Below are 18,580 nucleotides of genomic sequence, written 5' to 3'. Positions count from 1 at the left end.
CGTTCCGCCGGGACAACTAGCCGGTGAAACTGCACGAAATCCCCCAATACTTCCCAAACGGCATGACAGGATCTATTCGCCGCAAGCAAGCCGTGACGCGACCAAACGAATGTATGCCATCGAACATCCCCAGAGCCCTGAATCCTCGCAATCAGGCAACAAACGCAGAGGACACCAATGGACGATGCAGCCTCCCCGGCCGGCACGAACATCCCGCGACGTGACTGGGTCACCCGACGTGCGAAGACCCTGTCTCTGCTAACGCTCGACACGGGCGCATGGTGCGCCGGATTTCTGGTCGCCGCCTGGGCCAGGTACGAATTCGGCCTCACGCCCCGGCAGTGCGCCCTCGCGCTGGCCGCCGCCGGCGTGTGTGCGGTCGTCCACGCCGCCATCGAGCAGGTGCGCTCCACCGCCCGTGGCCGCCACCCGATCGGCAGCATCGGCGAGGCGCGTGACCTGGCCCTGACCACCCTGCTCGCCGCCGCCGTGATGCTGGCCGCCCTGGCGACGCTCACCGAACGGCCGGTGCCCGCCAGCGTCCCGGTGACCGGCGGGGCGGTGGCTCTGCTGGTGATGGCCGGCGGGCGGGCCGGCTACCGGTGGCGGCGCGACCGCGACGACCGCCCGGTCCGGGGCGCGGAGCGGGCCCTGATCTACGGCGTCGACGCCGCGAGCGAACGCCTCGTACGGGTGCTGGTCGGCGACCCGGGCGGCAGCTACCTGCCGGTCGGCCTGCTCGACGACGACCCCGAGCGGCAGGGGCTGCGCCTGGAGGGACTCCGGGTGCTGGGCGGCCGTGAACAGATCGAGCAGGCGGTACACCGCACCGGGGCCACCACGGTCATCTTCTCGATCGACGGCTCGGACGCGGAGCTGATGCGCGACGTACGGCGGCGCACCTTGCAGGCCGGCGCCGCCTTCAAGGTGCTCCCCCCGGTCCGGGAGCTGCTCGACCGGCCGGTGCGGGCCACCGACGTACGGGACCTGCAACTCACCGACCTGCTGGGCCGGGCGCAGCGGGTGGCCGAGCTGATGATCGAGCGCAACGGCCTGGCCGGCCGGCGGGTGCTGGTCACCGGGGCGGGCGGTTCGATCGGCTCGGAGCTGTGCCGGCAGATCGCCCGCTGCGAGCCGGGCGAGCTGATGATGCTGGACCGGGACGAGTCGGCCCTGCACGCCCTGCAGATGTCGCTGCACGGCCGGGCGCTGCTGGACGGGCCGGAGCTCATCCTCGCCGACATCCGCGACGCCGACGGCATCGCGCGGATCGTCGCCGACCGGCAGCCGGACATCGTCTTCCACGCCGCCGCCCTCAAGCACCTGACGCTGCTGCAACGGCACCCGGGGGAGGCGGTCAAGACCAACGTCCGCGGCACCCTGAACGTGCTGGAGGCGTGCCGGGACGTGAGCGAGTTCGTCAACATCTCCACCGACAAGGCGGCCAACCCGGTCAGCGTGCTCGGCTACTCGAAGCGGATCACCGAGCGGCTGACCGCCCACTACGCCGAGCAGGTCGGCGGGGCGTTCCTCAGCGTGCGCTTCGGCAACGTGCTCAGCAGCCGCGGCTCGGTGCTGACCGCGTTCCAGGCGCAGGTCGAGGCGGGGTTGCCGATCACGGTGACCCATCCCGAGGTGACCCGCTACTTCATGACCGTGCAGGAGGCGGTGCACCTGGTGCTCCAGGCGGCGACCATCGGGCGCGGCGGGGAGGCGCTGGTGCTCGACATGGGCGAGCCGGTGCGCATCGCCGACGTGGCGCGCCGGCTCGCCGCCGAGGCGGACCGGCCGACGGAGATCGTCTTCACCGGGCTGCGCCCCGGCGAGAAGCTGCACGAGGACCTGTTCGGCGTCGACGAGGTCGACAGCCGGCCGCTGCACCCGCTCATCTCGCACGTGCGGGTGCCCTCGCTGCGCCCAGAGGACGTCCGCGGGCTCGACCCGTACGCCGACGCGGACGAGCTGATCAAGTGGATGGCGGCGTACTGCGAGGACCTGCCCGTGCGGTCCGCGATGCTGCCCTCACCCCGCTGACCAGGACGCCGCGGCGGCGGAGCCCGGTGGGGCCCGCCGCCGCGGCGGCGTCAGGATGTACGCCGCGATCAGCGTCGCTCGCGGGCCCGCTCCCCGTCCTCGCCCTCGGTCTCCTCCAGCGCGTCGGCGAACGGCTCGGTCAGGTCGTCGCCCGGCACGGCGACCGCCTCGGCGCGGTCCTGCTCGTCGACCCGGCCACCCGGCGGCGGCTCGGGAGCGGTGGCGCCACCGGCGAAGCCGTACTCGTTGGGCTCGTCATGCCTGCTCATGGGGTTATCCTCCCGCTATGTTCGCTTTGCGTCCTGCCGCTCACGGTAGGCCGTGATCGCCTTACCCGCAGCGCGGCGGCGATAGTCGGTGCCGGGGCGGGCGGGCCGGCGGCGAGCCCGGCCCAGAGGAGCTGGCGCAGCAGGATGACCGCCGCGGCGGTCGCCAGCGCCATCCAGCCGCTCTCCGCTGCGAGCCGGAGCAGACTGGCGGCGACGAGCAGGTCCAGCAGCACCCGCAGCGCAGTACGCCAGGACCGGGCGGTGAGCAGGACGACCGCCCCGGCGCCCAGCGCGAGGGCGGTCGCCACGCTGGCGAGCGCCTCCCTCACGTCGTCCTCCCCTGGTCCGCCCCGGTTTCGCCGACCTGCCGCTGTTCCTGGGCGATCTCCCGGCGCAGGAAGTAGTTCAGCGCCGTCCGGATGGTCGCGATGGCCGCCAGCTGCCCGATCTGGTCGAACGTCGGGGACACGGCGGTACGCAGGATGTCCGCGGCGAGCTGGAACTCCAGACCGAGCGCGAGGAACCGGCCGAGGGAGAGCCGGATCGGGGTGAAGACGGCGGCGGTGCGGTGTCGCAGTCCCTCGACCACGATCCGCAGCGCCGCCCAGAGCGCACCGACGAAGATCACCACCGCCCCGACGATCTCCACCACGGTCACCGCGATGCGGTCGCCTTGGCGCAGGATCTCGTCCAGGTCCACCCGGGGGCGTTACCCGCCCCCGGCGGCGCTAGGCCGTGTCTCCCGGATCTTCGCCGGCCTGCGACGGACCCAGGCGGCGATCCGGGAGACACGGCCCAGTCTGTGCCGGGTCAGAGCTGGTCGACCGCCTCCAGGATCAGCCAGAGACCGCAGATGGCGAAGAGCACGGCGGCGCCGTACCGGATGGCCTTCTCCGGCAGGTGCCGGCCCAGCATCCGGCCCACCAGGATGGCCAGCGCGTCGGCGGCCACCATGCCCAGCGTCGAGCCGAGCCAGGTGCCGAACCAGCCGTACTTGGTGGCCAGCGTGATGGTGGCGAGCATCGTCTTGTCGCCCAGCTCGGCCAGGAAGAACGCGACACCGACCGCGATGACGGCCGACTTGCCGGTCTTCTCCGCCTTGCGCTTCTCCTCCTCGGTGAGCTTGTCCCCGCGCAGCGTCCAGACGCCGAAGGCGAGGAACGCCAGGCCGGCGATCAGCGAGATCCAGCCGGTGGGCAGGGCCGCGTTGAGCCCGTAGCCGATGGCCACCGAGGCCAGGTGGACGATCGCGGTGGCGACGGTGATGCCGATCAGCACCGGGACCGGCTTGAAGCGGGTGGCGAAGGTCAACGCCATCAGCTGGGACTTGTCCCCCAGCTCGGCGACGAAGATGACGCCGAAGCTGATCACCAGCGCGGCAAGAAAACCGTCCATGAGAACCTTCCCGATCATGCCGGGAGGAGGTACAGGGGCGCCCTCGACCCGGCTGCTACAGCCTGAGTCGAAGGTCTCGCCCGCCCCACCGGGGTGGGGCCGCGTGGCCGGATGCGAAACGCACCAGTGTGTCGACCACGACATTGGGGGCTACTCCCCTTCGCGCCCTCACCCTAGCCGATCACGCCGGCCGCCCGCCCCGACGGGTGCCGCAGGTCACCGCGCGCCGGGCCGTCGAGGTCGCCCCGCGGGCCGCCGGTCAGTCGGCCCGGGCCAGGTTCACCCCGAACAGGCCGTCCGGGTCGGTCCAGAACTGGCGTACGGTGAAGCCGGCCGCCGCCAGCTCCCGGGCGATCCCCTCCGGCCGGAACTTCGCCGACACCTCCGTGCGCAGCTCCTCGCCCGCGGCGAAGTCGACCGTCAGGTCCAGCACCCGGACCCGCATCGCCCGGTCGGCCCGCAGCCGCATCTCGATCCACTCCCGGTCCGGGTCCCAGCGCGCCACGTGGGTGAACGCCGCCGGGTCGAAGTCCGCGCCCAGCTCCCGGTTGACCACCCGCAGCACGTTGCGGTTGAACTCGGCGGTGACCCCGGCCGCGTCGTCGTACGCCGGGACGATCACCGCCGGGTCCTTGACCAGGTCGGTGCCGATGAGCAGCCAGTCGCCCGCCTCCAACGTCGCGCGCATCGCGGACAGGAACGCGGCCCGTTCGACCGGCAGCAGGTTGCCGATGGTGCCGCCGAGGAAGACCACCAGCCGCCGCCCACCGGTGGGCAGCCGGTCGAGCTGGCGGGTGAAGTCGCCGACGATGCCGCGTACCCGCAGACCCGGGTAGTCGGTGGCGATCTGCTCGGTGGACTGGCGCAGCGCGCTGACCGACACGTCCAGCGGCACGAAGGTGCCGAGCCCGCCCCGGCGGGTGAAGGCGTCCAACAGCAGCCGGGTCTTCTCCGACGAACCCGAGCCCAGCTCGATCAGCGTCTTCGCGCCGGTCAGCTCGGCGATGTCGGCGGCCCGCTCGGCCAGCACGGCCCGCTCCGCCCGGGTCGGGTAGTACTCGGGCAGCCGGGTGATCTCCTCGAACAGCTCGCTGCCCCGGGCGTCGTAGAACCACTTCGGTGGCAGCCACTTCTCCTCGGCGGTCAGCCCGGCCCGTACGTCCTCCCGCAGGCTGCGCCCCAGGTCCTGGTCCTCGAGGTAGATCTCCAACGGCTCCGCGCTCATGAGGTGTCCCTTCTCCTTCGGCGAACGTCCCTGTCTCCACCCGCGACCCTGCTGCGGCGTCACCCTCCCGCCAGGGCGCGCACGCGCACCGAGGTCGAGGTCGCCACCACCAGGTGCCGGTCCGGCAACGACCGCCAGCCCGGGTCGTCGTCGTGCGGCTCGGAGGCCAGCAGCACCGAGTCCGGCGTCGCGAGGACGGACATCGCGTGCCCCGCCGCGGTGGCCACCATCGTCCGGCCGTCGGTGAGCAGCAGGTTCAGCCGTGACCCGGGCGCGGCCTCCGTCACCTCCGCGACCGTCTCCGCGACCGCCTCCGCCGGGTCAGCGCCGGCCCGCAACCGGTGCCGGACCAGCGCCCAGAGCAGGGCGGAGTCGGTCGGGGCGTCGAGGGTGAGCAGGTCACGGACGGGCAGGGTGTCGGCGAGCGGCACCAGCGCGTCGGGCCAGCCCCGCACGACACCGTTGTGGCTGAACAGCCACCGGCCCTCGGCGAACGGCGCGGCGGCGGACTCCTGCACGGGCATGCCGACGGTGCCGGAGCGGACGGCGGCCAGCACCGCGCCGGCGAGGGTCACCCCGGCCAGCGCCGGCAGCGTCACGTCGCTCCAGATGGGCTGGGCCCGCCGGTAGCGCACCGGATCGCCCTCGCCGGGGTACCACCCGACGCCGAAGCCGTCGGCGTTGACGGTCCCGCCGCCGCGCATGTCCCGGGGTGCCCAGGACTGCCGGACCAGCGAGTCCGGCGGGTCGTACAGCAGGGCGCGCAGGCTCAGCGGGGGCCCGAGGTAGCCCAGGTGCCGGCACATCAGGCGGGGCCGCCGATCACCCGTGCGCCTCCTCGGGCCGGGCGTCGCGGGCGCAGCGGAAGCCGCTGAAGATCTGCCGCCGGATCGGGTAGTCCCAGTTGCGGAACGTGCCCCGGCAGGCCGCCCGGTCGGTGCCGAACGAGCCGCCGCGCAGCACCCGGTAGTCGTCGCCGAAGAACACCTCGGAATACTCCCGGTAGGGGAAGGCCGTGAACCCGGGGTGGCCCCGGAAGGTGCTCGACGTCCACTCCCAGACGTCGCCGATCAGCTGGTGCACGCCCAGCGGCGAGGCGCCCGCCGGGTAGGCGCCCACCGGCGCCGGCCACAGGTGCCGCTGCCCCAGGTTGGCGTGCTCGCCGGTCGGGTCCTCGTCGCCCCACGGGTACCGGCGGGAGCGGCCGGTGCCCGGGTCCCAGCGGGCCGCCTTCTCCCACTCCGCCTCGGTGGGCAGCCGCCGTCCCGCCCAGGCCGCGAAGGCCTCCGCCTCGTACCAGCACACGTGCACCACCGGCTCGTCGTCGCGGACCGGTGACCACCGCCCGAACCGCCGGTACGCCCAGCCGTCGCCGTCGCGCCGCCAGTGCATCGGCGCGGTCAGTCCCGCCTCGGTGCGGTGCCGCCAGCCCGGCCCGCTCCACCAGCGCGGGTCGTCGTACCCGCCGGCGGCGATGAACTCGCGGTACCGACCGTTGGTGACCGGCGCGGCGTCGATGACGTACGCGGGCAGCTCGACGGTGTGCGCGGGGCGCTCGTTGTCCAGCGCCCACGGGTCGGTGGAGGTGCCCATGGTGAACGGGCCCGCCGGCACCAGCACCTCGTCTTCGACCCGCGCCCGGGGCTCGGGCGGCGAGGGCGCGTCCAGGACCGCGGGCCCGGCGCGCAGCTGGTGGGTGGCGAGCATCGTCTCGTCGTGCTGCTGCTCGTGCTGCACGATCATCCCGAAGGCGAAGCCCTCCGCGACCAGCGGACGGTCGCTGAACCGGATGCCGTCCAGCAGGTCGAACACCTTGTCCCGGACCGTCGACACGTAGGCGCGCGCCTCGGCGGGAGGCAGCAGCGGCAGCGACGGACGGTCCTTGCGGGGCTGCTTGAACGCGTCGTACAGGTCGTCGATGTCGTGGCGGACCGGCTCGCGCCCGCCGACGTCGCGCACCAGCCAGAGCTCCTCCTGGTTGCCCACGTGAGCGAGGTCCCAGACCAGCGGGGACATCAGCGGGGAGTGCTGGCGGGTCAGGTCGTCGTCGTCCACCGCCTCGGTGAGCAGGGCGGTACGGGCCCGGGACCGCTCCAGCTCCGCCACGATCCGGCTGCGCAGCACCTCCGCCTGCGTGTCCGGCTGTTCGGTGGTGGTCATCGGTGCCCCCTCTCCGCGGCGGCCCGTCGCCGCCGGATTCCTCGGCTCGTCTCGTCGTGGGTGCCCGGCGGCAGGTCCAGCCGGTGCAGCGCCTCCAGCGCCAGGTCGAGCAGGGCGGTGGCCGCCGCGGCCAGCGGCGGGTCGGCCAGGCCGTACCGGGCGGCGGCGTGCCAGCGGTCGGCCACCGGCGCGGCGATCGCGCGGGCGGACCGCGCGGTGTCGGCGCGGTCGAGCAGCGCGGTCAGCACGGCGAGCGGGAGGATCCAGCCCGGACCGGGCTGGGCGTCCAGGTAGCGCACCTCCAGGTAGCCCCGCGGGCGGACCGGCGGGAACAGCGTGCTGACGTGGTATTCGAGGTCGTCCGTGGTCGGCGGGCGGGGCAGCGCCCCGTCGATCCAGTCGGCGAAGGTGATCCCCGGTGGCGGGGTCCAGTCCGGGCCGTCGTGGCGCACGCAGAGCAGGGGCGCGGCCAGCGCGTACTCCGTCCAGGCGGCGACCGGATCCTCGTCGGGCCGCCGTGGCGACCAGACCGGCCGGGTGCGGGCCGGGTCGATACCCAGCCAGGCGGCCATCCGCGCGGACGCCCAGCCGGTCCGCCGGCCGGCGTGCCGGTCGGCGGTGGCGAACGCGGCGACCAGCGGCGGCCCGACCATGTGCACGGTGGCCCAGCGGGCGGCCAGCTCGGCCGGTTCGCCCGCGTCCAGGCAGACCTGAAGGCCGGCGGTGCTGTACATCATGGTCCGCCCGGCGGGGCCCCGGCGATCGAAGACGCAGCGCATCGCGCGGTAGCGGGAGGTCTCGACCACCGGCTGCGGGGCCCGCCACGGGTCGATGCCGCTGCGGCCGAGCACCAGCCCGGCGCGCTCCAGCAGCGCTCTCAGCTCGGCCACGTCGGCCTCGGTGGCCAGGATCAGCGCGGCGACCGACGGTCGGGGCGCGGTGGACACCTCCACCTGCCCGCCGGGCTCCACGGTCACGCTGCTGCCGTGCCGGAGCGGCTGGGCGGGGCTGGTGTCGTCCAGGGTGACGGGGCTGTGCCGCCCCAGCGCCGCCCGCAGCCGCTCCCGGTCAACCGGTCGAGCGGGGTCGGCGGCGTCGTGCACGGTCCATTCCAGTTCGACGCCCGTGTAGACCGGTGGCCCGGTCTTGAAGCAGATCCGGCCCAGGTGGGCCGCCGCGGCGGCCTTCTCGCCGAGCACGGTCGTCCGGTGGAGCTCCGGGGACGTCACCACGAGATGGTCTCCTCCCGACCGGGGATCCGGCGGCACTGCCGGCGCGGGCGGCATCGACCGTGATCGGCCGGCCGCCGCGTCTCACCATCTTCTGTCTAGCAGATGGAATCCGTGGCCCCGGGCGGGAAGAAATTTCTGTGAAACCTTTTCGACTAATTATTCCGACTTGGGCGGGCGTCCGGGGTGGGCACGGCCGGGGCCGCGGGTGAGCGGGACGGCTTCGCCGTCGGCGATTCGTCCGCCTCCGGGGCCTGCTCCGGAAGCAGCTCCCGGCAGTACGCCTCGACCTTGCCCGCACCGCCGGCAGCGGCCACCAGATCGGCGAACGTGGGGCTGCGCAGCGCCTTCTCGCGCTGCGCAGCCGGCTTCGCCAGGTACGCCCGGCACTGCCCCGCCAGCCTCCCCTCAGAGGCCGGCTTGCCGGAGGCGCCGGGCTCCGGGGATGCGGCGGAGGGGCCGGCACCGGGTGCGCCGGTCGTCGGCCCGCCACCGGACGAGGACGGCGCCGCCGGATCGGAACCGGATCCGCCCGGCACGGAGGTAGGCGGCCGGGGCGCCGGGGCCGGCTCGTCGCCGCGGTCGAGGGTGACCGCGGCGAAGGCGGCGCCGGCCGTGGCGGTGGCGGCGATGCCGGCGACCCAGGCGACCACGCCCGTGGTCACCCGTCGCCGGCGCCGGGACGGCGGCGCGGGCGCCGGAGCGGACGCGCCCGCCGCGCGGGCGGCCCGGAACGCGGCCAGCGCGGCCTCCTCGCCGGCCAGCTCACCCGGGCGGGCCGGGGCGGCCGCGGCGGAGAGCAGTCGGGCCAGCGGCTCGTCACCGGCGGGCGGCATGTCGGCGGACCGGGCGGCGTCGAGCAGCCGCTCGGCCTCGGCCCGGTCGGCGGGCCGCTCGACGCCGTCGGAGCGGCGGAAGTTCATCCAGTTTCCCCTCACGTCATCCGTCCGCCGGCTCGGCGTGGGACGTGCTCGGCGTCTGCCGGCCCCGCCGCGGGTGGGGCGGGCCGGTCCGCTCGTCGCCACCGGACGGTTGGGGCAGGTCCTGACGTTCCAGCAGCGCGGCGAGCCGGCGCAGGCCGCGGTGCGCGGCGGTACGGACGGCACCCGGGCGACGCCCGAGCACCCGACCGGCGGTCTCGGCGTCCAGCCCGATCACCGCCCGCAGCAGCACGGCCTCGGCCTCCCGGGGCGGCAGCGTCGCGATCAGGGCCAGCGCGGCCTCCGTACCGATGGTCTCGCCGGCCCGTTCGGCCGTGTCGGCGTCCCCGGCCAGTTCGCTCAACGCCTGCACCGGCACCGGCAGCGAGGGACGGCGACGCTGGCGGCGCAGGTGGTCCATCGCCCGGTTCCGGGCGATGGTCACCGTCCAGGCCCGGAACTCCCCGCCGGTGAAGCTGGGCAGGTCGCGGGAGATCTGCAACCAGGTCTCCGAGGCGACGTCCTCGGCGTCGGCGCCGACGAGAGCGGTGAGATACCGCAACAGGCCCGGCTGGAGGCTGCGGTACAGGAAGCGGAAGGCCTCCTCGTCGCCGGCCTGCGCCGCGGCCACCGCCTCGCTCAGCTCACCGGTCATGCGTCCGCCGCCCCCGCCGTGACCGGCAGGCCGAGCGTGACGCACCTCCGGTGCGGCAGCCGAACCCCCTCGCGCACCAACAGCCCCCCGCTGACCCCATCGCACCCTGCCGAGCGGCCGGGCGGCATGTCTGACACACGCCGCGACAATACGGCGGTCGGCCGAATGCCGCACCGGCGCCATGGGCTGGCCCGAGTCGCGCTAACGGTAGGAGTCGATGGACAGGTGGACAAGTCGCCGCCTGGTGGGAAAACAGTGAGAAATATCTAGCTGAACTACCGGCGAGTCCGCGTGACGGAAATCGGCGGCGCGACGCCCCGGGGCAGGTCACAGCGGTGTGGGCGTCCCCGGTGGGGCGTTACGTCCGGCTTGCCGCCGCCACCTGCGGCCATTGTGACAGTAAGTCCGGGTTCCGTCACCCCCCGTTCGCCGGGCCGTCGTGGCGCTGGTACCGGCGCCGCCCCGGTGCCGAACCCGACCGGGATATCGCCGTGAGTTCTTTTCCGCTCCTCTGGGTACGGTATTCGGGTGTTGTCATCGGAGGTCGTGCTCAGCGGTCGCTACCGCCTGGACGAACGTGTCGCCACGGGCGGCATGGGCGACGTCTGGCGGGCCACGGACCTGGTTCTGGGCCGCCAGGTCGCGGTGAAGGTGCTGCTGCCGGCGCTGGTCTCCGACCCCGACTTCATCGCCCGGTTCCGCGCCGAGGCGCGGATCATGGCCGCCCTGCGCCACCCGGGCATCGTGCAGGTCTTCGACTGCGGCGAAGACCGCCTCGACGACGGCGGGCGCGCCGACTACCTGGTCATGGAGTTCGTCGAGGGCGAGCCGCTGTCCCGGCGGATCGAGGCCGCCGGCCACCTGGACGTCGCCGAGACGATGTCGATCGTCGCGCAGGCCGCCCAGGCGCTGCACGCCGCGCACGCCGGCGGGATCGTGCACCGCGACGTGAAGCCCAGCAACCTGCTGGTGCAGGAGGACGGCACGGTGGTGCTGGTCGACTTCGGCGTCGCCCGCTCCACCAACGTCACCAGCATCACCAGCACCAACGCGGTGCCGGGGACGGCGCTCTACATGGCGCCGGAGCAGGCGTCCGGCCGTCCCGTCTCCGCCGCCACCGACATCTACGCGCTCGGCGCGGTCACGTACTGCTGCCTCACCGGCGAGCCGCCGTTCACCGGCGACAACCCGCTCCAGGTCGCGGTGCGGCACCTGGACGACGAGCCGGCGGCGCTGCCGGAGGAGATCCCGGCGCCGGTGCAGGCGCTGGTGTCGCGGGCCCTGGCCAAGGACCCGGCCGACCGGTTCGCCACCGGGGCCGAGATGGCCGCCGCGGCCCGGGCCGCGCTGAGCGACGGCGCGGCGACGACCGCGTTCGTCCCCCCGGCGCTGCGCGGCGCGGCGGGCCCTGCGACCACCACCCAGAGCGACGTGCCGGTGCTCCCGACGGCCGCCACGTGGCGCCGGCGCGGGCCCGCGGTCGGCGCGGCTCACTGGTCGGCGCGCTCGCGGCGGTGCTGGTGGCGCTCACCGCGCTGGGCGCGGCGCTCGGCGCGGCCAAGGAGACCGGCGACGGGGCGACCAACATCAAGAGCACCTCGCCGGCGGTGGTACCGACCTACGAGGGGGAACCGTCGGCGAGCCCTGAGGAGACCGGCGTGGACCAGCCGAGCCGGCCGAACCGCCCCTGGAACCCGGGCAACCGGCCCTCGGCCACCGTCACGGTGACGCCGTCGCCGGGGCCGAGCGGGTCGGCCGAGCCGCAGCCGACCTCGGCGCCGACGACCACGCCGGCGAACCCGCCGACCACCACCACCGCGCCGGGCGACCCGCCGACCACCACCACCGCGCCGGCCGACCCGCCGACCACCACCACCGCGCCGCCGGACGAGGACCCGCCGCCGGCCGGCACCTGACCGGATCCGACACCGCCGCTGCCATTAGCCGCAAAATCGGACTTTAGACCTCATACAAGCCTTAAGCTCCCGGGCAGGAGTCACTTACTGCCACGGGAGCGAACGTGCGCGTTGAGAAGCTGGTCGTCATCGGTCAGGGGTACGTCGGTCTGCCACTGGCGATGCGTGCCGTCGAGGCGGGGCTGGACGTGGTCGGCCTCGACGTCGACGCCGACCGGGTCAAGCGGCTCGCCACCGGCGAGTCGTTCGTCGAGGACATCACCGCCGAACGGCTCGGCCGGGCGCTGGGCAGCGGCCGCTACCGGCCGAGCACGGAGTACACCGACGCCGAGGGCTTCGACATCTGCGTGATCACCGTCCCGACCCCGCTGCGTGACGGCGCTCCCGACCTCAGCTACGTCGAGCAGGCCGGCCACGGCATCGGCCGGTACGTCCGGGCCGGCTGCACGGTGGTCCTGGAGTCGACCACCTACCCCGGGACCACCGAGGACGTGCTCCGGCCGCTGCTGGAGTCGGCCAGCGGCCTGCGCAGCCCCGGCGACTTCCACCTCGGCTACAGCCCGGAGCGGATCGACCCGGGCAACCGCACCTGGCGGCTGGAGAACACCCCGAAGGTGGTCTCCGGCGTCGACGGCGCCTCGCTGCGCCGGGTCGACGACTTCTACCGGCGGCTGGTGGAGCGGACCGTGCCGGTGGACTCGACCCGGGTCGCCGAGCTGACCAAGCTGATCGAGAACACCTTCCGGCAGGTCAACATCGCCCTCATCAACGAGCTGGCGATCGCCTCACATCACCTGGGGGTCGACGTCTGGCAGGCGATCGACGCCGCCTCCACCAAGCCGTTCGGCTTCATGCCGTTCCGGCCCGGTCCGGGGGTGGGCGGGCACTGCCTGCCGATCGACCCGTGCTACCTGTCCTGGCAGGTGAAGCGGACGATGGGCCGGCAGTTCCGGTTCATCGAGCTGGCCGACGACATCAACCACCAGATGCCCGAGCACGTGGCCCAGCGGGTGACGGCCGGGCTGAACCGGGTGGGCCGCTCGGTGAACGGGGCCCGGCTGCTGCTGCTGGGCCTGGCGTACAAGAAGAACACCGGCGACATGCGCGACTCCCCCGCGGTGGAGGTGGCCCGGCGGCTCAACGACCTCGGCGCCGACGTGCGCGCGGTCGAGCCGTACGCCGAGCCGCAGCACATCCCCGGCGGGGTGACCGTGGTCGACCTGACCGAGCGGGAGGTCGCCGAGGCCGACGCGGTGGTCGTGGTGACCGACCACGACAGCTTCGACTACGACCTGGTGACCCGCCACGCCCGGTACGTCTTCGACACCCGCGACCGTTGTCGGGGCGCGGTGGTGGAGCGGCTCTGACCCGTACGGTGGTGGCCGGTCCCGCCCGGGACCGGCCACCGCCGGGTCACTCCGCGCCGAGTGCCTCGACCACCGGCCGGCCCAACGCCCGGCGGGCCGGCAGCACGGAGGCGAGCAGGGCGGCCAGCACCGCCACCGCGAGCATCAGCCCGAGCCGCCCCCAGGGCAGCACCAAAGTGAACTCCCCGCCGATCCTCGCCACGAAGGCCATCGCCCCGGCGCTGACCCCGGTGCCCAGCGCCATCCCGAGCACCGCCCCGACCAGCGCCATCAGCACCGCCTCGACCGCCAGCATGGCCCGCATCCGGCCCCGGGTGAGGCCGACCGCCCGCAGCACGGCGTTCTCCCGGGTCCGCTCCACCACCGAGAGGCTCAGCGTGTTCGCCACGCCGACCAGGGCGATCACCACGGCCAGGCCGAGCAGCGCGGTGACGAAGGCCAGCAGCATGTCGACCGTGCCGGTGAGCATCTTCTTGTAGGCGGCCTGGTCCATCAGGTTGACCGTCGGGTACCGCGCGACGACGGTCTCGACCGCCGCCCGGGCCTGCTCGGCGGGGACTCCGTCCGCGGGATCCACCTCGGCGAGGAAGCCGCGCCGGGTCGGGAAGAGCCGGGCGAAGTCGGCGTCGACCATGTCGACCACATGTCCCTCGGCCACCCCGGGGTCCGCCTGGGCGGCCTCTTCGGCGGTCACCACCGCGGCCACCCGGAAGGACCGGCCGGCGAGGGTCACCGGGGTGCCGACGGTCCAGCCGCGCGCCTCGGCGAGCTGCCGGTGCACCAGCACCGCGCCCGGGCCCAGCTCGCCGTCGTCGCCGGCCACCGTGCCGGTCAGGGTACGGCCGACCAGCGCCGGATGCGCGGCGCGGATCTCCACCCCGTCGACGACCCGGGTGCGCCGCTCGTGCACCACTCCCAGCTCCGGCCGGGCGGCCAGCTCGTCGGCGAGTGCCGCCGGCAGGTCGCTGCCGACGCCGGTGACCAGGTAGTCGACGCCGATCTGGGCGTCCACGGCGCGTTCGATGCCGACCTTCACGCTGCCGGCGCCGACCACGAACGCCGACACCAGACCGATCCCGATCACCAGCGCGGTGGCGGTCGCCGAGACCCGGCGCGGATTGCGGACGGCGTTGGCCACGGCCAGCCCGGCGGTGGCGCCGAGGAGCAGCCGGGCGGGCGCGCCGAAGAGCCGGACCAGGGCGGGCACCAGCACCGGGCCGTAGAGCACGATGCCGAAGAAGGTCAGCATCCCGCCGAGGGCGACCAGCGCGATCTGGCCCACGGTGGCGGCCACCGCCAGCGCGGCGACCCCGGCGGCGAAGACCAGCGCGCCGATCGTCAGCCGGACCCGGCCGGCGCGGCGGGTCACCTGCACGGCGGCGTCGGTCAGTGCGGCCACCGGGGCGACCCGGGTGCCCTGCCAGGCGGGTACGCAGGCGGCGGCCACGGTGATCGCGGTGCCCAGTGCCACGCAGAGCAGCACCGTCGACCGGGTCAGCATGACCTCGCCGGTCAGCGGCAGGTCCAGCGTGGACAGCCCCGCCGCCAGGCCGGCGGCCAGGCCGGCGCCGGCCAGCACCCCCAGCGCCGAGGCGCTCAGCCCGAGCACCGCCGACTCCAGCAGGGTGGCCCGGAAGACCTGCCCCCGGGTGGCGCCGACCAGCCGGAGCAGGGCGGTACGCCGGGTCCGCTGGGCGAGCACGATGGCGAAGGTGTTGGCGATGACGAACCCGGCCACCACCACCGCGACCCCGGCGAAGGTCAGCAGGATCATGCCGAACTGCTCCAGGTCGCGGACCGCGTCGTCCACCGCGTCGTCGAGGATCTGCTGACGGGACTTCACGGTCGCGCCGGTGGTGGTCACCCCGGCCAGCCGCTCGGCCACCGCCTCGCGGGACGTGCCCGGGGCGACGGTCACCATGATCCGGCCGTACCCCCGCTCCCCGGTCACCGCCAGGGCGTCGGCGCCGACCAGGCCGATGAAGGGTCCGCCGACGTCGCGGGCGGTGCCGGCCACGTCGACGGCGCCGACCAGGGTGTACGCCCGGGCGGCCCCGGTGGACCCGCCCACCTGGACCGGCACGCCGAGGGTGAAGCCCTCCTCGCGCACCGTGGACGCGTCGAGGACGACCTCGCCGGGACGGTCCGGCAACCGGCCGGCGGTCAGGTCGTACGAGCGCAGGGCCGGGTCGGTGGGGATCGCGGCGAGCACCCCGTAGCCGAGCACCGGGCGGCCGTCGGAGCCGACCACCCCGCCGGAACCGGTCAGCTCCCCCTCGGCGGCGGCCACCCCGTCGACCGCGCGCACCCGGTCGACCAGGGCGGGCGGGAGGGGGTCGGTCCCGGCGTACACGCCGAGGTCGGTGTGCCGGTCGAAGGTGCCGGCCCGCTCGTACGCGCCGGCCCGCATGCCGTCGGTGAGCATCAGGGTGCCGGCGACGAAGCCCACGCCGAGCACGATCGCCAGGGAGGAGAGCAGCAGCCGCAGCGCGTCGGCACGCAACGAGCGCAGGGTCAACCGGATCATCGCGGTCACCGCCCCCGCGCCGGGGCGACCGGGTCGAGGCCGGCGAGCGCGTCCAGGATCCGCTCGGCGGTGGGCGCGGCCAGCTCACGGACCAGCCGGCCGTCGGAGAGGAAGACCACCCGGTCGGCGTACGCGGCGGCCACCGGATCGTGGGTCACCATCACCACGGTCTGCCCGAGGGTGTCGACGGCCTCCCGGAGCAGTCCCAGCACCTCGGCGCCGGAGCGGGAGTCCAGGTTGCCGGTCGGCTCGTCGGCGAAGACCACCCAGGGGCGGGTGACCAGCGCCCGGGCGACGGCCACCCGCTGCTGCTGCCCGCCGGAGAGCTCGGCCGGCCGGTGCCCGAGCCGGTCGGCCAGGCCGACGGCCGCCACCACCTGCCGCAGCCAGGCCGGATCCGCCCGCCGGCCCGCGATGGCCAGCGGCAGGAGGATGTTCTCCTCGGCGGTCAACGCCGGCAGCAGGTTGAACTTCTGGAAGACGAAGCCGATCCGGTCCCGGCGCAGCAGGGTGAGCCGCTTGTCGTCGAGGCGGGCGGTCTCGGTGTCGCCGAGCCGGACGGTGCCCGCCGTCGGACTGTCGAGGCCGGCCAGGCAGTGCATCAGCGTCGACTTGCCCGAGCCGGACGGGCCCATGATGGCGGTGAACCGGCCGGCGGCGAAGTCGACGTCGACGCCGTCGAGGGCGACCACGCGGGCGGCGCCGCGCCCGTACTCCTTGCGCAGGCCGCGGGCGGTGACCGCGACACCGGTACGGGCCGGGACGGGTGGGGCGAGGGACATGCGGAGGGCTCCCCGTGCAGTCGGTGACCAGGACGTCTCCGACGCTATGGAGCGCCGCCCGCGGTGGCGTCCGCCCGCGCGGTCAAGGTCGGTACGCCCCAGGTCGCCCCCGACCGGGCGGACCCGTACGACCCAGGTCGTAGCGCCGGTCAGCCTCCCGGCGTGACCAGCCCGCTCTCGTAGGCCAGCACCACCGCCTGCACCCGGTCGCGGAGCTGGAGCTTGGCCAGGATCCGCCCGACGTGGGTCTTCACGGTCGCCTCGGCGACGTGCACCCGGCCGGCGATCTCGGCGTTGGAGAGCCCCTGCGCGACGAGCAGCAGGATCTCCCGCTCCCGGTCGGTGAGCTGGGCCAGCCGGGGGTCCTCGGTGGGCCCCGGTCCGAACCGGTCGGCGAACCGGTCCAGCAGCCGGCGGGTGATCGACGGCGCGACCACCGAGTCACCGGCGGCGACCACCCGGATCGCGGCGAGCAGCTCCTCCGGGGGCACGTTCTTGAGCAGGAAGCCGCTCGCCCCGGCGCGCAGCGCGGCGAACGCGTCGGCCTCGGTGTCGAAGGTGGTGAGCACCAGCACCCGGGGCGGGCCGGCCGGGCGGTCCCGGCAGATCCGACGGGTCGCCTCCACCCCGTCCATGGTGGGCATCCGGACGTCCATCACCACCACGTCCGCCTCGGTGCGGGCGAGCAGCCGCAGCGCGTCCGCGCCGTCGATGGCCTCGCCGACCACCTCCAGGTCCGGCTGCGAGTCCAGCACCATCCGGAACCCGGCGCGCACCAGCGCCTGGTCGTCCACGATCACCACGCGGACTGTCATGCCACCACCTCCGTCCCGGGGGCCGACGGTAGCGGCAGCCGCGCCTCGACCCGCCAGCCCCCGGCCAGCCGGGGACCGGCGACGAGGCTGCCGTCGTACACGCTGACCCGCTCGCGCATGCCGACCAGGCCGTGCCCGCCGGACGGCGCGGGACCGACCGGCGGGCGGCCGTGCCCGTCGTCGACCACCCGGACCACGACGGCGTCCGGGACGTGCTCCAGGGTGACCGTGACGCTCGCGCCGACCCCGGCGTGCTTGAGCGCGTTGGTCAGCGCCTCCTGCACCACCCGGTAGACGGTGAGGTCCAGGCCCGGGGGCAGCGCGGCCGGTTCGCCGGTGACGGTGTGTCGCACCCGCAGCCCGGCGTCGCGGAACCGGTCCAGCAGCGCGGGCAGTTCGGCGACCGCCGGCCGCCGGTGCTCCGGGTCGGCGGCGACGGCGGCGTCGTCCGAGGCCTCCGCCGTGGCGGGCGGCTCCGCCGGGCCGGGCTCCCGCAGGACGTCCACCAGCCGGCGCATCTCCTCCAGCGCCTGCCGGCCGGTGTCCGCGACCACCTTGACCGCGGCGCGGGCGGTCTCCGGGTCCTGGTCGAGCAGGTACCGGGCCCCGTCGGCCTGGACGATCATCACGGCCATGCTGTGCGCCACCACGTCGTGCAGTTCCCGGGCGATCCGGGCCCGCTCCCCCGCCACCGCGGCGCGGGCCTCGGCCTCCCGCTCGCGCTCCAGGGTGGCGGCGCGTTCCTCGAGGCTGAGCACGTAGAGGCGGCGGGTGCGCACGTTCAGGGCGGCGAGCCACACCCCGCCGGTGACCAGCGCGAAGTAGATGGCGGTGGCCCACCAGGCGGCGTTGCCGACGGTCTGCGAGGCGGCCAGCAGCACGCCGATCGCCGCGACGATCCCGGCCAGCACGCCGTCACGCAACCGCTCGGCGTACTTGACGACGCTGTAGAGGGCGATCAGCACGCCGATGTCGTAGGCCAGCGGCCCCCACCCGGCGATCACCTGCACCATCGCGAGCGCGGCCACCACGGCCGCCACCGCCGACGGGTGGACCCGGCGCCACAGCAGGGCGATCGCCATGGCGCAACCGACCAGCGTGGCGGGCACGCCGCCCGGCTGGCTGACCACGGCGGCCACGGCGAGCAGCGCCACCACGCCGGAGACGAGGACGTCGAAGGCGAGTGAGCGCAGCGGCCGGCCGAAGGCGGTGCGGTTCACGGTCACCGAGCGTACGGGGCGGGTCGCCGCCGCCGCCCGGCGCCGGCCGGCGGTTGGATCTCCCCG

Annotated in this window: 16 protein-coding genes and 1 pseudogene; 3 read left to right on the top strand and 14 right to left on the bottom strand. The window is 74.7% G+C overall.

Features of this window, described 5'->3' with window-relative positions; translation table 11 throughout:
• The first annotated feature begins 177 nt into the window (after nt 1-177).
• Nucleotides 178-2,034 (top strand): polysaccharide biosynthesis protein, encoded by a 1,857-nt coding sequence (locus GA0074696_RS15710; protein ID WP_088961797.1) that lies wholly within the window; start codon nt 178-180, stop codon nt 2,032-2,034.
• Nucleotides 2,035-2,102: 68 nt separating this feature from the next.
• Here the strand turns inward: GA0074696_RS15710 and GA0074696_RS15705 are convergent, their stop codons facing one another.
• The 10 genes from GA0074696_RS15705 to GA0074696_RS15660 form a co-directional block, all read right to left on the bottom strand.
• Nucleotides 2,103-2,303: a hypothetical protein gene (locus GA0074696_RS15705; protein ID WP_088961796.1), complete on the bottom strand. Its 201-nt coding sequence runs from the start codon at nt 2,301-2,303 to the stop codon at nt 2,103-2,105.
• Nucleotides 2,300-2,632: a hypothetical protein gene (locus GA0074696_RS15700; protein ID WP_231925015.1), complete on the bottom strand. Its 333-nt coding sequence runs from the start codon at nt 2,630-2,632 to the stop codon at nt 2,300-2,302. The genes GA0074696_RS15705 and GA0074696_RS15700 overlap by 4 nt, the downstream gene beginning before the upstream one ends.
• Nucleotides 2,629-3,003 (bottom strand): DUF1622 domain-containing protein, encoded by a 375-nt coding sequence (locus GA0074696_RS15695; protein WP_088961795.1) that lies wholly within the window; start codon nt 3,001-3,003, stop codon nt 2,629-2,631. Before GA0074696_RS15695 ends, GA0074696_RS15700 begins: the two co-directional genes overlap by 4 nt.
• 110 nt (nt 3,004-3,113) lie before the next feature.
• Complete coding sequence (locus GA0074696_RS15690) at nt 3,114-3,698, bottom strand: TMEM165/GDT1 family protein (protein ID WP_088961794.1); 585 nt, start codon at nt 3,696-3,698, stop codon at nt 3,114-3,116.
• Between the two features lie 259 nt (nt 3,699-3,957).
• Nucleotides 3,958-4,923 (bottom strand): L-histidine N(alpha)-methyltransferase, encoded by a 966-nt coding sequence (egtD, locus tag GA0074696_RS15685; RefSeq protein ID WP_088961793.1) that lies wholly within the window; start codon nt 4,921-4,923, stop codon nt 3,958-3,960.
• A gap of 59 nt (nt 4,924-4,982) precedes the next feature.
• Nucleotides 4,983-5,729 carry an ergothioneine biosynthesis protein EgtC gene (egtC, locus tag GA0074696_RS15680; protein ID WP_088961792.1) on the bottom strand — a complete coding sequence of 249 codons (747 nt, stop codon included), beginning with the start codon at nt 5,727-5,729 and terminating at the stop codon, nt 4,983-4,985.
• 16 nt (nt 5,730-5,745) lie between these two features.
• Complete coding sequence (gene egtB, locus GA0074696_RS15675; protein ID WP_088961791.1) at nt 5,746-7,083, bottom strand: ergothioneine biosynthesis protein EgtB; 1,338 nt, start codon at nt 7,081-7,083, stop codon at nt 5,746-5,748.
• Nucleotides 7,080-8,315 (bottom strand): ergothioneine biosynthesis glutamate--cysteine ligase EgtA, encoded by a 1,236-nt coding sequence (gene egtA / locus GA0074696_RS15670; RefSeq protein WP_088961790.1) that lies wholly within the window; start codon nt 8,313-8,315, stop codon nt 7,080-7,082. The genes egtB and egtA overlap by 4 nt, the downstream gene beginning before the upstream one ends.
• A 152-nt stretch (nt 8,316-8,467) precedes the next feature.
• Nucleotides 8,468-9,235, bottom strand: a complete 768-nt coding sequence (locus tag GA0074696_RS15665; protein WP_088961789.1) for a hypothetical protein — start codon at nt 9,233-9,235, stop codon at nt 8,468-8,470.
• A gap of 16 nt (nt 9,236-9,251) precedes the next feature.
• Nucleotides 9,252-9,887 carry an RNA polymerase sigma factor gene (locus tag GA0074696_RS15660; protein ID WP_088961788.1) on the bottom strand — a complete coding sequence of 212 codons (636 nt, stop codon included), beginning with the start codon at nt 9,885-9,887 and terminating at the stop codon, nt 9,252-9,254.
• A gap of 528 nt (nt 9,888-10,415) precedes the next feature.
• On the opposite strand from GA0074696_RS15660, the pseudogene GA0074696_RS15655 reads away from it, so the two are divergent.
• Nucleotides 10,416-11,803 (top strand): annotated as a pseudogene (locus tag GA0074696_RS15655) (protein kinase domain-containing protein).
• A gap of 104 nt (nt 11,804-11,907) precedes the next feature.
• Complete coding sequence (locus GA0074696_RS15650; RefSeq protein ID WP_088961787.1) at nt 11,908-13,170, top strand: nucleotide sugar dehydrogenase; 1,263 nt, start codon at nt 11,908-11,910, stop codon at nt 13,168-13,170.
• A 46-nt stretch (nt 13,171-13,216) separates the two neighbouring features.
• Here GA0074696_RS15650 and GA0074696_RS15645 read toward each other — a convergent pair whose 3' ends face one another.
• From GA0074696_RS15645 to GA0074696_RS15630, 4 genes are all read right to left on the bottom strand, one after another.
• Nucleotides 13,217-15,697 (bottom strand): ABC transporter permease, encoded by a 2,481-nt coding sequence (locus tag GA0074696_RS15645; RefSeq protein WP_088964596.1) that lies wholly within the window; start codon nt 15,695-15,697, stop codon nt 13,217-13,219.
• Between the two features lie 5 nt (nt 15,698-15,702).
• Complete coding sequence (locus GA0074696_RS15640; protein WP_088961786.1) at nt 15,703-16,479, bottom strand: ABC transporter ATP-binding protein; 777 nt, start codon at nt 16,477-16,479, stop codon at nt 15,703-15,705.
• Nucleotides 16,480-16,628: 149 nt separating this feature from the next.
• Complete coding sequence (locus tag GA0074696_RS15635; RefSeq protein WP_088961785.1) at nt 16,629-17,294, bottom strand: response regulator; 666 nt, start codon at nt 17,292-17,294, stop codon at nt 16,629-16,631.
• Entirely contained in the window at nt 17,291-18,520 is a 1,230-nt protein-coding gene (locus tag GA0074696_RS15630; protein WP_088961784.1) for a sensor histidine kinase, read from the bottom strand. The genes GA0074696_RS15635 and GA0074696_RS15630 overlap by 4 nt, the downstream gene beginning before the upstream one ends.
• Nucleotides 18,521-18,580: the final 60 nt, after the last annotated feature.

Source organism: Micromonospora purpureochromogenes, from assembly GCF_900091515.1.
Taxonomy (GTDB): Bacteria; Actinomycetota; Actinomycetes; order Mycobacteriales; family Micromonosporaceae; genus Micromonospora; species Micromonospora purpureochromogenes.
This window is presented reverse-complemented; position numbering and strand designations above follow the sequence as displayed.